The organism is Shewanella sp. HN-41 (genome assembly GCF_000217915.1).
GTDB lineage: Bacteria > Pseudomonadota > Gammaproteobacteria > Enterobacterales > Shewanellaceae > Shewanella.
In genome coordinates, this window is sequence record NZ_AFOZ01000023.1 from 18302 (window position 1) to 33949 (window position 15648).

General features: G+C 44.2%; 13 protein-coding genes and 1 pseudogene. 1 reads left to right on the forward strand and 13 read right to left on the reverse strand.

Annotation, left to right across the window (positions count from 1 at the left end; translation table 11 throughout):
* Positions 1-21: 21 nt before the first annotated feature.
* From SOHN41_RS08945 to SOHN41_RS08955, 3 genes are read right to left on the reverse strand one after another with little or no spacing between them, the layout of a single operon-like run.
* On the reverse strand, positions 22-1179 hold the full coding sequence (locus SOHN41_RS08945; RefSeq protein ID WP_007648001.1) for a DUF1570 domain-containing protein: 1158 nt from the start codon (positions 1177-1179) through the stop codon (positions 22-24).
* Positions 1180-1198: 19 nt separating this feature from the next.
* On the reverse strand, positions 1199-2260 hold the full coding sequence (locus tag SOHN41_RS08950) for an HNH endonuclease (RefSeq protein WP_007648003.1): 1062 nt from the start codon (positions 2258-2260) through the stop codon (positions 1199-1201).
* Positions 2250-2930 carry a class I SAM-dependent methyltransferase gene (locus tag SOHN41_RS08955; RefSeq protein WP_007648005.1) on the reverse strand — a complete coding sequence of 227 codons (681 nt, stop codon included), beginning with the start codon at positions 2928-2930 and terminating at the stop codon, positions 2250-2252. Before SOHN41_RS08955 ends, SOHN41_RS08950 begins: the two co-directional genes overlap by 11 nt.
* 354 nt (positions 2931-3284) lie before the next feature.
* Between SOHN41_RS08955 and SOHN41_RS08960 the strand changes: the two genes are divergently transcribed.
* Positions 3285-4928 carry a diguanylate cyclase gene (locus SOHN41_RS08960; RefSeq protein WP_007648008.1) on the forward strand — a complete coding sequence of 548 codons (1644 nt, stop codon included), beginning with the start codon at positions 3285-3287 and terminating at the stop codon, positions 4926-4928.
* Positions 4929-4935: 7 nt separating this feature from the next.
* Here the strand turns inward: SOHN41_RS08960 and SOHN41_RS08965 are convergent, their stop codons facing one another.
* The 10 genes and pseudogenes from SOHN41_RS08965 to SOHN41_RS09010 all read right to left on the reverse strand — a co-directional run bounded on the left by SOHN41_RS08965 (position 4936) and on the right by SOHN41_RS09010 (position 15598).
* Positions 4936-5985: a protein-glutamate methylesterase/protein-glutamine glutaminase gene (locus tag SOHN41_RS08965; RefSeq protein WP_007648009.1), complete on the reverse strand. Its 1050-nt coding sequence runs from the start codon at positions 5983-5985 to the stop codon at positions 4936-4938.
* A 2-nt stretch (positions 5986-5987) separates the two neighbouring features.
* Positions 5988-6608 carry a chemoreceptor glutamine deamidase CheD gene (gene cheD / locus SOHN41_RS08970; RefSeq protein ID WP_007648010.1) on the reverse strand — a complete coding sequence of 207 codons (621 nt, stop codon included), beginning with the start codon at positions 6606-6608 and terminating at the stop codon, positions 5988-5990.
* Positions 6595-7440 carry a CheR family methyltransferase gene (locus tag SOHN41_RS08975; RefSeq protein ID WP_007648011.1) on the reverse strand — a complete coding sequence of 282 codons (846 nt, stop codon included), beginning with the start codon at positions 7438-7440 and terminating at the stop codon, positions 6595-6597. Before SOHN41_RS08975 ends, cheD begins: the two co-directional genes overlap by 14 nt.
* A pseudogene (locus SOHN41_RS08980) lies at positions 7441-9415 on the reverse strand (methyl-accepting chemotaxis protein).
* A gap of 5 nt (positions 9416-9420) precedes the next feature.
* Positions 9421-9933, reverse strand: a complete 513-nt coding sequence (locus tag SOHN41_RS08985; protein WP_007648032.1) for a chemotaxis protein CheW — start codon at positions 9931-9933, stop codon at positions 9421-9423.
* Between the two features lie 14 nt (positions 9934-9947).
* A complete protein-coding gene (locus tag SOHN41_RS08990) occupies positions 9948-12005 on the reverse strand; it encodes a chemotaxis protein CheA (protein ID WP_007648034.1) in 2058 nt (685 codons plus the stop codon).
* 82 nt (positions 12006-12087) lie between these two features.
* Positions 12088-12453 (reverse strand): response regulator, encoded by a 366-nt coding sequence (locus SOHN41_RS08995; protein WP_007648036.1) that lies wholly within the window; start codon positions 12451-12453, stop codon positions 12088-12090.
* 3 nt (positions 12454-12456) lie between these two features.
* Positions 12457-14148 (reverse strand): fused response regulator/phosphatase, encoded by a 1692-nt coding sequence (locus tag SOHN41_RS09000; RefSeq protein WP_007648038.1) that lies wholly within the window; start codon positions 14146-14148, stop codon positions 12457-12459.
* Between the two features lie 2 nt (positions 14149-14150).
* On the reverse strand, positions 14151-14441 hold the full coding sequence (locus tag SOHN41_RS09005) for an STAS domain-containing protein (RefSeq protein ID WP_007648040.1): 291 nt from the start codon (positions 14439-14441) through the stop codon (positions 14151-14153).
* Between the two features lie 14 nt (positions 14442-14455).
* Positions 14456-15598, reverse strand: coding sequence for a methyl-accepting chemotaxis protein (locus SOHN41_RS09010; RefSeq protein ID WP_037458586.1), 1143 nt, complete (start codon positions 15596-15598; stop codon positions 14456-14458).
* Between the last annotated feature and the right edge of the window lie 50 nt (positions 15599-15648).

Consider the following 15648-nt stretch of genomic DNA (forward strand, 5'->3'; position numbering starts at 1 on the left):
ACTTCGGAGTTGAATTCGGGCTCAACGCCACACTTTCCAATCATGATTCAATTGCTTGATGCCACCTGGATAACGTGTAAATAGTTCATCAATCGTTTTAGCTTGGCAGCGTTGCTTACTCAATTGCTGCAAAAGTTGCTTTAAGGTCACTCGACCTTGGCGAGTGCTAAAGAGGAAAGCCATAAAACTGTGAGCATGCTGGTATAACGCAGCTTGTTTTTGCCCCTGCCAATCATGGTCTGAAGCCGTTAATAGTTCACTCAATCCCATTGATAAAGGAATAGATTCGTTAACGACACGGTATGCGCGACTTCGGCTGGCATTGTTTTGAATGATGGCATCATAGCGATTATTTGTATCAATCGTTTCTAGAAAAGCGGGCGATTCAAAATATTCAGCCATGCCTTCATTAAGCCAACGCGGTGTATGACCAAATTGACCCGCATTAATGACATGAACGCTTTCGTGAATTGCAGTACGAAACGCTTGAGCATCTTCTCTGTGCCACACTGCAGCCAAATTATGCTGACTTGAATAGAATCCTTGGCTCGCACCTACCGTGGATGCGTACTGTCTTTTAAGTTTATTGTACGCAGTTAAATTGCCTGCAAGCATCAAGTTAACCTTGATAGGCTGTAGAGTGCGCTTAGGCAAATATTGACGATAAATGTGATCGATTTGATTGATAGTGCTGGTCAATCGGTCCCTAAAAAATGGCGGAGGATTACTGATTAAGGAATCAATATGTAATTCGAAATTGTATTTAGGTTCAGTATATTGAGTTAACTCACTCTCAGCAGATGCATGATTTACATCAGAAAAATGAGTTATGCCATTATCATCAACCCAAGTATAAACACCACCCACTTTTTGTTGTGCAATGCGTCCTTCTTGCACAGTCAACAAATCACAACCTAGGTACTGATCTTCACCATGATATTCATCTACTTGCTGATTAATATTAGGCAGCTCATTAACCCGAGTCATTAATGGCATAGAACTCGCTGAACACCATTGCCAATTCTGTTTTATACAAAATTGCTGTAACGGCTGAGTTAGCCCAGCAAATACTTGGGAAAACTCAACACGAAACCAACGACCATGATAGTGATCAATCAGTAGCGCTAAAATCGCCATGATGAACAACATCAAAAAACTACGCTTGAATCGGCTATCCATCGCCCGTTTTCCTCAATCTCTAAATTGCTGTATTCGACAGGTCATTATCTATCGCATTAAAAGGCACAAAGGTCTTTTTATCGAGCCAGAGAGGCGAGCGATTTTGTCCTGCAAGCTGATAAGCCCAAGTTGTAATGGCTTCGGAGCGTTCACTCTCACAGACAAAATATCGGCTGAGCTCAGAATGTAACGTTTCACCATGCTGGATAATATTTTGCTCATACCAGTTATCTTTATGGTGCTGGGCGGCAAGATGATCGCTTTTATTGTTATTACAACTGCTATGAGCGAGAACAAAATTATGCCCTAAATCATTAGGATATCGTGCCCAAGGAATAAAGTGATCCACTTCGCCAGTTTCTTTTAATGACTTATGGCAATAGAAGCATTGGCCCTTTTGGATATCAAGCAGTACGGGTCGGGCGTGAGTGATCATCTGTCGGTCACTGCCAAATAGAAACTCACTTAAACTGCCTTTATTGCCTATAACGATCTGATTTGCTGGAAACTCGGCGATTTTTTGTACCCATTGAGTACGTGCTAATGACACCACTAAATCGTGAAATCGCCTGAAGCAAAATGCGATGCCCGAATTCAACTCGATGTAATTTTTCGTTTTATCATGGGGATAAAGGAAACATTCCTCATTACGTGACAAATTTTGTAAGCGCCATAAGGGGCCATCTTTAAACGTACCGCGTGTTTTACTCAATAAAGCAGGATACTTAATATGCGCTTTTAACTGGGATAAACTGTTAACGCCTTGATTGCGTAGTTCAATCAAACTGTTGATCAAGGCTGATTGCTTCCCACTATTTTGGAGCAGGACAAAATACCCATCATTGGCACCAAAAGGCAAAGAGTGTTGCCAGTAGAGTTCAATAAACTTCTCTACCAGCTCATCAATACTGATTAGGGTTTTCTGTTCAGGATTTGCATTGAGTATTAATGGCCGTTCGATGCAGACATCTGCGATCGCATGCAGTAAGGCAAATTTGTATGTTGCCACAAAATCGCCTTCAACCAACAGACGTTGTAAATAGCTAATAAATTCAACTTGTCTTCTCGCATCAATCGGCATTCAGTCGCTCCTGAATAATAACGCTTGCTTCAGGTGCATTTACATTTGGCATCGGTTTGGGTGTGAAAACTAGCGTCTGCCAATGCACTTGTGAGCGACCGAGTTTATCGGTTTCATCTTGGCTCAAATCTAAAAGTTGTAGCTGACAATCTGCAGCCAGTGCGAGTAGTTCATCGGCACTGACTGGGTGCATAACGCGCGCATCGGGGCTTGGACCATGGCGCAAACTGATGACTAAAAGTCCTGTTGAGTTGAGTAGGCGTGAGAGTGTTGCAAGTGCAAATGGGCGCTCTGAGGGAGATAAATGCATCCATACTGCACTGAGTAAGATCAGATCAAATTGTTCTGCTAGATCAAATACTTTTTTAAGCTGAGGTAAACTATCTTCAATCCAACGCACAGGCAGATCCCGAGTTAACACCTGCCCCATTTTCGCTAAAGCAACCGCAGGTTCGACTGCAATAATTTGAGTCACTTTACTTTGTGCTTTTTCGGCTAAATAATGCACATCTCGCCCAGAACCTGCTCCCACATCCAATATCGACAGTGTATTTTGGGCGAGTAGAGGCAAAAGATGATGCAACCAACTCGAATGCACTTCTTCAAAGGTTTTGGACAAATACTGTGCCGCGAGTATTTCGGCATGGTCATTATAAAACACTGTGCTCACTGACAACGATCCTTTTGCAACAAGTGATTGTTTTTACAGACGCTAACTTATCACAATCGTATTTGATAAAAAATACATGTCATCATTATCCTGCTGTTTTGCATAAAATATTTAGCATTATGCTGTTCGCGATCACGGTGCAGATTTCGGCTATTCAACCCAATATTCTTATCTATGCTTATGCAATCTCAGCATTTTCCCATCGTTTTTCTTTGCAGTGGTTTACACTCTATCAACATCAGCAGATGTAAGAATTAGATCCCTCTCATCTTAATACTGCCTAATGTGAGCGTTTGTGCCCGCTACTATTGGGCGATAGTACAAATTTTTGACATAGTATGGTGGCAATTACCTATGAGTCTTGAAGAGTCCCTAGAACAACTTAAACGACAGTTTTTGCATGCTCTGCCTGATAAAAAGAAACAAATCATATCCCTATGGATTTTATTGCGAAAAAACTGGCAGGCACAACTGCTGTCGGCGGTTTACCGTGAGGTGCATAATCTAAAGGGGTCCTGTGAGACATTTGGCTTAACGGAGACTAAACATATTGTCGATAAACTCGAACTTCAGCTCAAAAACTTACTTGATGCACCGGAGCCTAAACTCTCTGTGATTAAGGCGTTAGATAGTCAATTTCATCTGTTATTGCAGGGCAATATGCATAGCCAAGCCGTGGCGCCCGAGGTGGAGGCTCAAAAACAGCAGATGCCAGTTAAGGCAAGCAAATTACGCCATGAACACAGTATTGCCATCATTGAGGATGAGCAAAATGTGGGGGCGATGATCACTAAGCAATTGAGTGAATTTGGCTTTAACGTGCAGTATTTTTTAAATTTTTCGACCTTTCTTGATGCGTACAACACGGCTCCTTTTGATTTGATTTTATTGGATTTAATTCTGCCTGATTGCACTGAAGAAGACTTATTTAAAGCCGCAAAAGAATTTGAGCAAAACAATACTCGGGTGTTTGTACTCTCATCCCGCGGGGATTTTGATATGCGCCTTTTGGCCATACGGGCCAATGTGAGTGAATATTTTGTAAAGCCTGCTGAAACCACTTTGTTGGTTCGAAAAATTCATCAATCTTTAAAAATGTCCGAAAAGCAGCCGCTTAAGATCCTTTTAGTGGATGATCAGCAGTCGATGGTGGATTATTTTTCGAGTTTACTGCGCAGCCATGGCTTAATGGTCAAAGGCATGACCAGAGCCGAGCAAGTGATACCAACCCTCGAACAATTCGAACCAGATCTGTTTATTTTTGATTTATATATGCCCGAAGTGAATGGCTTAGAGCTGGCAAAAATGATCCGTCAATTGGATAAATACACCTCAAGCCCGATCTTAGTTTTAAGCTCAGACGACACTATGCAGAACAAAGTCAGCATTATACAAGCCGGTTCCGATGATTTAATTTCAAAGCAAACTGCACCGAGTTTATTTGTGAGCCAAGTGATATCCCGCGCCCAGCGAGGACACGATATTCGCAGTGCTGCCAGCCGTGATAGCCTAACTGGGCTGTTAAATCATACCCAAATTTTAGTGGCCGCCCACCGTTGTTTTAATCGTGCTAAGCGGACTAATGCTACCGTTTGCTTCGCTATGATCGATTTTGATCACTTCAAAATGGTTAATGATACCTATGGTCATTCCGCTGGCGATAAGGTGCTTTTGGCCTTTGCGCACTTGCTACAGCAGTCCCTGCGCCAAACCGATTTTATGGGCCGCTATGGTGGTGAGGAGTTTATGTTAGTGTTGCCCGATCTCCCCGCCCCTCAGGCTATCGCAAAACTCAATGCTATACGCGAAAGTATTAGCCATATCGTATTTGTGGAAGAAGGCGTTGAGTTTCAGGTGACTCTCAGCGGCGGTATTGCTTTTTCGACTGAATGTGATGAATTTCAAGCCTGTTTACGCTTGTCCGATAAAAATCTTTATGAGGCCAAACGCCTCGGTCGTAATCGATTGGTGGGTGGCGACAGCAAACCTAAAGTCTAAGATAAGATTAGAGTGTGGCGAGATAATTGAGCAGTTTATCCGCCATTTGTGGCAATTCTACAATGTGATCAATCGCTTCACGTTTTATCGCCTCCCGCGGCATACCAAACACCACACAGCTCTGTTCTCCCTGGGCGAAGGTAGTGCTACCCTGCTGATGCAACAGGGTCATACCATCGGCACCATCTTTTCCCATACCCGTTAAAATCACCGCCGTAACCTGAGAAGCGTCATTCTGGGCTAGCGAAGCCAACATCACATCTACCGAAGGTCGATGGCCACTCACTTTATCGCTTTGGTTGAGTCTCACCTTATAACTTCTCCCCACTTTTACCACTTCAAGGTGATAATCGCCGGGCGCAATATAGACGTAGCAAGGCAAGAGGCGCTCACCGTCTTCGGCCTGTTTTACATTGAGCCGGGTCAGCCTGTTGAGACGCTCGGCAAAACTCAGCGTAAATCCGGACGGCATATGTTGGGTGATAACGATTGGCGGCATGACTGCGGGTAAGTGTTGCAGTAGGTACAATATGGCCTCGGTTCCTCCGGTCGATGCGCCAATGGCAAGGAGATGCTGATCTACAACCGTTTTTGGCAGTATCGCCTTAACAGGTGAAGCGCTGTGAGTCGTTCTGGGCAGTTTTTGCGTTTTAATCAGCTTGGCCTGGGCCGCGGACTTAATTTTAGCTAGGATTAACTCTTGATAATCGTTAAAACCTTGGGGGGAATCGAGTTTGGGCTTAGGAATAAAATCGACCGCGCCTAAGGCTAAGGCATTAAAGGTCGCATCAGCGCCCTGCTCGGTTAACGATGAAATCATCACGACCGCGGTCGGTCTGGCCTTCATCAACCGGTCGAGAAAAGTGAGCCCATCGACCTTAGGCATTTCGATATCTAAGGTGATCACATCGGGCCTAAATTGATTCACCATGTCCTTTGCCATATAAGCATCGGCGGCCATTCCCACTAAGTGCAACTCGGGATCGGCTTCGATCATTTTGCCAAGCAAGCTGCGGATAAGCGCGGAGTCGTCAACCACTAATACGTTAATTGTCATCACTACTCACCAAATAGTTCAACATCACCACCACTGGGTAGGTTCCGGATCCGCAAACGGTACTCACTCTCCCTATCTAGGATTGTACTATTATGCAGTACTTTGATTTTTCTGACTTTTACTAAGCCAGTCGCGGGGAAGAAATACACCTTTCGGGGATAAATATCGAGCAAGTCGGCGGCAATCACGGGAATATTCTCCATGTTCAAATATTCGAGGACAAACTCAGCATTACGCTCACCAATATTATGCACCGTTATGCCCGTTAACATATTCCCTCCCCCAAACACTTTCGCCTCGAGTGACTGGCGCCGGGCGCCTAATTTAAGCAATTCATTGATCAGCAATTCCATGGCATAAACCCCATAGCGGGCGGTGTCCGTGAGAATGCCTGTGCCTGTGCCATTCTGGTTTGGTAATAGAAAATGATTCATACCCCCAATATGAAGCACGGGATCATAGAGGCAAACCGAAACGCAAGATCCTAACACTGTGACTATCATGGTATTTTCACGAGTGGCGTAATATTCTCCTGGCAATATTTTAACCGCATCACATGAGAAATGATGGTCAAAATACCGATTAGGCACTAGGACAGGATGTTCAATGTTAGGTTTTGACACTCATACTCCCTCTCGCCGGTTTATAGGTCGTTTGGCCTGCGGCGGTGATGATCTGTGGGAACATATTGAAGTTTTCGGAGTGTCCCGCAATATAGAGCCCATCATCGGCAAGTGATTGCATCATGTGCTTTAAAATGCATTCCTGAGTCGGCTTATCGAAGTAGATCATCACGTTTCGGCAAAAAATCACATCGATAGGGGTGTTGAGCGGCCAGAATGAATCGACTAAGTTAATTCGGGCAAAGCGCAACATGTGCCTTAATTCGGGTACAACCCGAACATTGCCAAGTTGTGCACCGCGGCCTCGCTGGAAAAACAACTTTTTACGCTCATCACTGACGGTATCGATACGCTCTATGGGGTAAATTCCCTTTTCGGCCTTTTGAAGCACGCCACTATCAATGTCCGAGGCAATGATATCGACTGGTGTGTTGAAGCGACCAAAGTGTTCCGCCACGACCATAGCAATGGAGTAAGGCTCCTCTCCTGTGCTGCTTGCGGCGCACCAAATCCTTTTAGTATTAGGATGTTCCACCAAAAAACGCCTCAGGATCTCAAAGTGATGGGGTTCCCTAAAAAAAGAGGTCTGATTGGTCGTCAGCGCATTGATAAACTCCTGATGCTCGCTTTGATACTGCCGCAAATATTCAAAATAGGCGGTAAAACCTGACAACTTGAGCGCCCTCAACCGCCTAACTAATCGGCTATAAACCATGGCATCCTTACTGTCCGCGAGCTTAATCCCCGCCAAACGATAGAGCGTGGTCCTTGCGGTTTGGTAGTGTTCGGGCGTAAACACAAATTCCTTCCCTAAGCGTTCATATTCACTCAATCAAAAATCTTCCCACTCATCTTGATCCGCTTGGCTAAGTTTAGATATTGGCATTTTAATTTTGCTGGGCATACGGGGCGCGGTCACTGTCGATTTAATCGCCAGCTTTTTCGATGCTGCTGGGGACCGTTTTACCTGGGACGTACTTTCCTCATCAACCTTAAAGCTGGCAACACTGTCGGCCAATTGCTGCGCCTGTGACTGCATACTCTCGGCTGCAGCGGCAGCTTCTTCGACTAATGCAGCATTTTGTTGCGTCATTTCATCCATTTGCACAACGGCTTTGCTTATCTCATCGATACCAACGGCCTGTTCATTCGATGCCGAAGCAATTTCAGTCATAATATCGTTGACTCGTTTAATGGCGACCACGATTTCCTTCATAGTGTCACCCGATTTGCCAACGAGATTATTACCGCTTTCAATTTTACTTACAGAATCAGAGATTAAGGCTTTAATATCCTTTGCAGCATTGGCAGAACGTTGCGCCAAGCTTCTCACCTCGGATGCGACAACCGCAAACCCGCGGCCTTGCTCACCCGCTCTCGCAGCCTCAACGGCAGCGTTTAACGCTAAGATATTGGTTTGGAATGCAATACCATCAATCACCCCAATGATATCGGCAATTTTGCGCGCCGATTCGTTGATTGAGGCCATCGTTTGCACGACCTGTTGAATTAGCTCTCCACCGTCAATGGCGACATCGGCGGCTTTTGAGGCTAACGCATTGGCTTGGCTGGCATTATCGGCGTTAAGTTTAACTGTGCCAGTGAGCTCTTCCATACTGGCGGAGGTTTGTTCTAGGCTTGAGGCCTGCTCTTCGGTTCGGCTCGACAGATCGGCGTTACCTTGGGCGATTTCCGAGGAGGCGGTATTAATAGTATCTGCCGCTTTTTGGATATCTCTTATCATGCAAGAGAGTTTTTCAGCCGTTTGATTTGAATAGTTTTTCAAATCGTTAAAGGTGCCTTCATAGTCGTTATAAATGCGCGTGGTCAAATCGCCATCCGCCAACGCCATCAACACCCGGGCAACATCCTGTAATCCACGGTCTGAGGTTTCAATCAGTGAATTTAGGCTATTGGCCAGCATAAGGAAGAAGCCTTGTTTACCCTGAGTCTCTGCCCGCTGCGAGAAGTCCCCCGCCGCCGCCGCGGTCACTATGCGGGCGATTTCCTGCTCGGTTTGTACTTCAACCGTGCGATCGAGCCATTCGACCACAGTGCCTAAGCGCTCGCCCGTCTTGGACACTATGGGGCTCGCCGTTAAGCGGAAATGACAACTGGCGACCTTGATGAGGGATTCATATTTGCGATCTAACTTTTCTAATAAATTCGCTTGGTGGGCTGGGTTACGGTGGAATATGTCCATTGAACTGCCAATAATTTTATCCACGGAAAAATGCGGCAGCGCCTGCCTAATTTCATTTTCCGATTGACGCAGCATCACCTCTACCGAACGGTTCATATAGATGATGATGCGGTTAGCATCGGCGATCATCACGTTAGTACTGGTATTGTTAAGTGCTTCTAAGGTGCGCTGGGTAACTTGCTCTGCGCTAATCGTTTCTGTCAGATCAATCCACTCGACCCCTGTGCCTAAGTGTTTATTTTCACGGGTAATGATGGGGGTTAGGATCAGCTTAAATATCCGCTTGCCTATGGTAATTTGCGCCGTGTGTGACTGGGTTAATCGTTCAAGCAGATTACGTTGGTGGGCAGGATTTTTTATGGAAAATATCGATATTGCTGCCAACCACCTTAGCGACCGAAAACTGTGGCAGTTCTTTACGAATATCCGCCTCGGCCTCGGATAACATAGTGATGACGGCTTTATTGGCATAGATGATATTGCGGTTGCTATCGGCAATCATAAAACTATTGCCGCTGTTATCTAACAATTGGAAATAACGTTGTAATTCATCTTCCTTTTGCTGGCGAGCCTCGTCATTGCCAAATAGATTAAAAATTCCCATAACAATTACTCCTGATCAGACAGATTATTTGCATCAACTAGACCTAGCTCATCACTGCTGATCAGAGCCTGTATATTTACTAAAATGACCATTTTTTCTTCCACCGTCGCCAATCCCTTGAGATAACGGCTATCAAATGCAGCGCCAAATTCTGGTGCGGGTAAAATTTCCTCGCTGGAAAGTTTAATGACATCTGACACGGCATCGACCACTATCCCCACAATGCGATCACAGACATTGAGCATAATGACTATGGTAAACTCATCATAAGTCACTGTACCTACGTTAAATTTCATTCGTAGATCCACAATAGGTACAATATCGCCTCTGAGGTTTAATACCCCTTTGATAAAACTAGGTGCGTTGGCAATCTTAGTCACAGCCTCATAACCACGGATTTCCTTTACCGACATGATATCGAGGGCATAATGTTCCTCACCCAAGACAAAACTTAAAAATTCGACTTCATCGTGGGCGTTATACTCACCCTTTGTTGCGATATTTGAACGACTCTCCATTACCACGTCCTCTGTTAATTTTTAATATGCAGTGCGAGTGATTCGACATCGAGGATTAGGGCCACGCTGCCATCGCCCATAATCGTCGCCCCCGATACACCAGGAATTCTGCGGTAATGTTTTTCAAGGCTCTTTATCACTACCTGCTGCTGCCCGACTAACGCATCGACACACAAACCAAAGCGTTTATTGTTGCTCTCGAGTAATACGACTATGCCCTGTTCTGGCGTATGGGCATGGGGCTCTATTTCCATCAGTTGGTAGAGATTCAGTAAAGGTAAATATTCTTCCCGCACCTTGATAAGCCGTTCTTTAGAAAGGAATTTAAGCTGTTCTATTTGGGGTTGAATCGATTCGATGATATGGACTAAGGGCAGAATATAGATTTGATGTCCCACAGAAACACTCATACCATCGACAATGGCTAGGGTCAGCGGTAGTTGAATTTCGAAGCTTGCCCCCTGACCCGCGACCGAGTCGATATCGATGCGACCTCCAAGGGCTTCGATATTTTTACGTACTACATCCATTCCCACCCCGCGGCCAGAGACATCGGTCACTTCCAGTGCGGTGGAAAATCCAGCGGCAAATATCAACTGCCATACTTGTTTATCGCTGGCATTATCGGCAACCTGTATGCCGTTTTCACGGGCCTTTTGGAGGATCCGTTCTCGATTGAGCCCCGCGCCATCGTCATGCACAGCGATCACTATGCTGCCGCCCCTTTGGCTCGCTTTTAGGGATAACTCACCGATTTCTGATTTACCTGCTGCGCGCCTTTTTTCAGGGTTTTCAATGCCATGATCTAAGCTGTTGCGCACTAAATGGGTCAAAGGGTCGACCAATTTCTCAATCATGCCCTTATCTATCTCAGTGTTTCCGCCCTCGATAACTAGATTGACATTCTTGCCCAGTTGCTCGGATAAGTCCCTGACCAATCGATGGAAACGGTTAAACACGAAGGAGACTGGCAACATGCGCACCGACATTACTGCCTCTTGCATCTCACGGGTGTTACGTTCCAATTCATTGAGTGCCGTTTTAAGCCTCTCACCTAACTCCCCGCCAAGTTCATTGCCAATAAGCGTTAACATGGACTGGGTGATCACCAGCTCACCCGCCAGATTGACTAAAGTATCAATTTTAGAGGTCTCGACCCTTAGGGTGGCATCCTGTGCTGGTATGGTTGATTTTTTGGTTGCAGATTTAGCCACAGGCTCTGAGTTGACTCTGGGCTGTCGAGATACTGCTTGAGTTAACTTATGTGACTCGTCCCGTTTGGAGGCGGTTTGAATAGCCGCGGCCTGGTGCTCATTAGGTTGCTGACCAAGCTTGTCAGCCTTAGCGCTAGAAACCAAATCGGGGTCTATTGTGCCTGTGGTAATGATGTCTTGATCTAACTGTGCAGAAGTTAACGTCTCAAAAAAGCCAAAACCTAATTCATCATCTAAGCCATCAGCTAAGTTATCTGACGCCGTTTCCCCCGTGGGAACTGCGATTGCAGGCGCTTTGGGGTCAATATCATCCGCACGGATCTCTGCTGCGGTATACGCCTCATCAAAAAAGCCAAAATGTTCACCTTCAGTCGTGAAGGCCAGTTCAGCATCATCCTCAAAAAAACCAAATCCGAGATCTTCATCATGGGCTGGGCTCGCCGATCGAGAATTTGCCCCTTCGGTTATGGGGGTTTCGACCTTCGGCGTTGCAACTGTCGTCTTATCTTTCGCCTTTGCATTAGTCTCAAAAGGTTCGCCATTTAGGGCGGCAATTAATTGATTTTTAGCAAATTCAACCTCTTGCCAGTCTATTGGCTCTTCTTCACGGTAAAGACTTAAGATATGTGAAAGGGTATCAACTGTACGCAGAAGTAAATCAATGATGGCCGATGAGAGTTCAAAGGTGCCCTTACGTGTTCTATCGAGCAGATTTTCCATCACATGGGTTACGCTGGTCAGCGCGGTAAAACCAAAAATACCACTGCCTCCTTTGATAGAGTGGGCAGCACGAAAAATCGTATTTAGCTCCTCGGGATCTGGGGTATTTAGGTCCAATGCCAGTAGCAATTGCTCCATATTTTCAAGATGTTCATGACTTTCCTCAAAAAAACCTGATGGAACTCGACCATATTGATGGACATAATATACCCCGGTGTAGTTATCCCAGCACTTTAGCTGTAATCGCTAATAACTTTTGAGGATCAAAGGGTTTTACCATCCATCCCGTTGCACCAGCCGCTTTACCTTGGGCCTTCATATCGTCCCCAGCTTCAGTCGTCAGCATTATGATAGGTGTGCGCATAAATGCTGACATCCCCCGCAGGGATTTGATCAAGGTTAATCCATCCATACGGGGCATATTTTGATCGGTTAAAATAAAATCAAACCTCTGTCCACCGCATAAATCCAAGGCTTCTCGGCCATCCTTTGCTAATACCACTTGGTAGTTTGCCGATTTCAATGTGGCTTCAACCATCTGCCTGATGGCTGTGGAGTCATCCACTATCAATATTTTCTTACTCATGCGCTATTCCATTATGACTTTAGTTATATTACCCGGTGATATTAGCTCGTAATCTTTACATAATGCTTTCACCAGTGAGAGGCCTCTACCTGATAATTCAGGGTAATCTGAACTTGCTTCTTGCTCCTTAAATCCTGTTCCACTATCGGCGACACAAATGTGCAATTCCTTTGTTGAACACCAAGTGATATTAACTTTGACCCAGTCCTCTGCGGTGAGACGTTCTGAGTTGCTTTCTCGAATACTATGGTATAACTCGAAACCGTCGGGATCATTTTTCAATCTCGAGTCTAATTTTAGTACACCATGGTCTAATGCGTTATTAAATAACTCAGCAACTACAGTAAATGCTTTTTGACAGAAATTAGTTGCAAATCCAAATGTGCTTAAAAATTGATTAAGTGTGCTTAGATAATCAGCCTTCAATAACATAGGACCAGAAATTTTAACATCCCAAGAAAATTCTCCATCTAGACTTGACTTAAGCAGGCTAAGATCTCGTCTATGGTGCCATGCATTAAGCATCTTAAAATCTAGGGTGCAGACGGTAATATCATCAGCAATATTCTGATCAGAAAAATATTGATTTAAGTTATCCTTTAAAAATTGAGTTAACTCACCTTCATGCTCTTTAAATAAAGATCTCAAGTGTGTTATTCCAAAAGGGGTGCCATATATGGTGTGCTGATCAATTAGTCCGTCACTAAATAAGCAGGCATAACCCTGTTCGGGAAAATCGATGGTAAAAATATCGGCAATAAACGTATATGGTGGCAGTATACCTAATGCCATATTAGTTGAATGAAACCTGTCATTACATTCTGCTTGCGGGGATGATGCATCATTGCAATGGCCCTGCATATATACCGGAGGCATACCCCCATTCCATATATAAAGCTTTTTTCGATGAAAATCGGCCTCCAATATAATACAAGCGATAAAACGATCTCCTGGATTTTCTCTATACACTTTTTCATTTAATTCGCTAAGCAAAGCTACCAATGAAAAATCCTTTGAAACCATAGCTCTAAATGTACTTGCAACACGCATTATTGGCATGGCGGCACTCAGCCCATGGCCCGTCGAGTCGGCTAGCATCAGAAACAAATTACCATTAGGTGAAATGCCATTTAAAATGATATCTCCACTAAAATTGGCACTGGCCTGGCAAAATGTACGAATAAAATCAAAGTTAACATTATCTATATTGACTAAATGCTCAAAGAGATGGCGAGCCATTTGCTCCTCCCTCGCCTTTTCATACAGCATTTCTTCTAGCTCAACCCTTTGTTGTTTTACTTTATCTTGTAATTGTACCCTGCTGAGCAAACATTCTGCTTTATACCAAAAGAGTTCGACATTGATCGGTTTAATGACAAAATCGAGCACGCCCATTTTAAAGCAATCCAAAATGGCTTGTGATTCTTTCTTTTCATTAATGACAATGACGGGTATTTCTTTTTCAGCCTTTTCCAAATGTGCTAATAACATGAGTGCAGTACCGTCAGTTTGCAGATAATTAGCCAAAATAAGATCGACTTCATTCTGTGAAAGCTCAAAAAAGGCTTCTTCAAGGTTATTACATACGATAACGTTATAACCTTTTCCATGAATAAAATTACTAATAGACTGGCTTGCGACAGGATCATCATCGACAACTAAAATAAAATGCTGCGTCGCTGGTCGCTCAAACATAACTAATACGACTCTATAATGTACAGCTTCTGCATATTAGCCACTTTTAATATTTCCTCTGCCTGACCGTGGGCACCTTTGATTGAAGTGGAAAGACCTAATTCGTGTGCTTTGCGATATAACAGCACCATCATACCTAAGGCAGAACTATCAAGGTATAACACTCTACTAAAATCCAAAATAACGTGGTTAACGTCTGTTGCTTTTAGGATCGCTTGATAATCACTCGTAAAAGCTCTGTGGTAGTAAAAATCGAAACGTTCTGGTAAGGCGATAATATGAATGTTTGACATAACAATATACCCAATTAAAAGAGCTCAACTTCGCCACTTGTCATTTCATTTCTAGAAACCGGATTATGTGTTTCTTTACGGTTCTGACTCATTTTTGTTGTGATTGCAGTCCCTTCAACACCAAATTCTTCACGTGATAATGTTGTGATCTGCAAGAGAGACGCTTTTAAATGGTGTAATGACTGATTGGTGTAACTTAGGCTTTGGGAGGTGATATCGCTAAATTGCAGCCCCCTAATGGTATCGGATATTGCCCGTTCCAATTCATGGGCTGACGAGTCTATGCGTTCAATCACTTTAGAATCCCTTTCTGCTTTGACGATAATCTGCCTCAGTGCTGTATCAATATCCTTTTTTGCATCAATGATATAAGTCATATCCTGTGCTGCAACTTTACTCACATGCTGTGTAAGCTGCTCTATCTGTTTTTGAATCGACTTGAGCTGTTTTTGGATACTTTCGCTAAATCCTGCACTGCGGTTAGAAAGTGCGCGAACCTCATCGGCAACCACCGCAAAACCGCGCCCTGCATCACCCGCACGGGCAGCTTCAATGGCCGCATTAAGGGCAAGTAAATTGGTTTGTGAGGAGATTTGATCTATATCCTGCAGGGCTTTCATCGCCTGGGGCATGGACTCATAAATGAGGTTGACTTTTTCTAACAATTCCATTGTCGATGCAGACATCTCAATGGTGGATTGGATAAAGCGCTCTAATGTCTGTGAAGTGTTATTGGCAAATTGCTTCATTTGCTCAGAATGGAATATTTCTGCATCGTCGGCACTCCTAACAAGATCGGAAATAAACCCCGTTTGTTCCGTCATCAATCGGCCTAATCCATCGAAGGAATCGCCCAACAAACTAACTGCATCCCCTTGAACAGCAAGAACATTGTTAATGTTAGTCTCACAGTCGACGAGTGTAGATATAGTCTCTTGATAGAGATTCACATGGGTTTGCCAATCGACACAGTGCTGTTGTTTATCGACTTTGTCATCGCAATGTTGATGAAGTGCTGCTTGTTTTTCTAAGTAAATCTGCCAAAACAACATGAGTGCAACGGCTATTATCGGGCTCATAACCCAGATTGTTATTGAACCAAACAGGTACCCTAGTCCTACGGCCAAGACTGCTACGGCGCCATCCTTGTATGTCATAGAGGCTTCACAATTATTGAACAGTGATTATAAAGTAGTTTCACATTCAA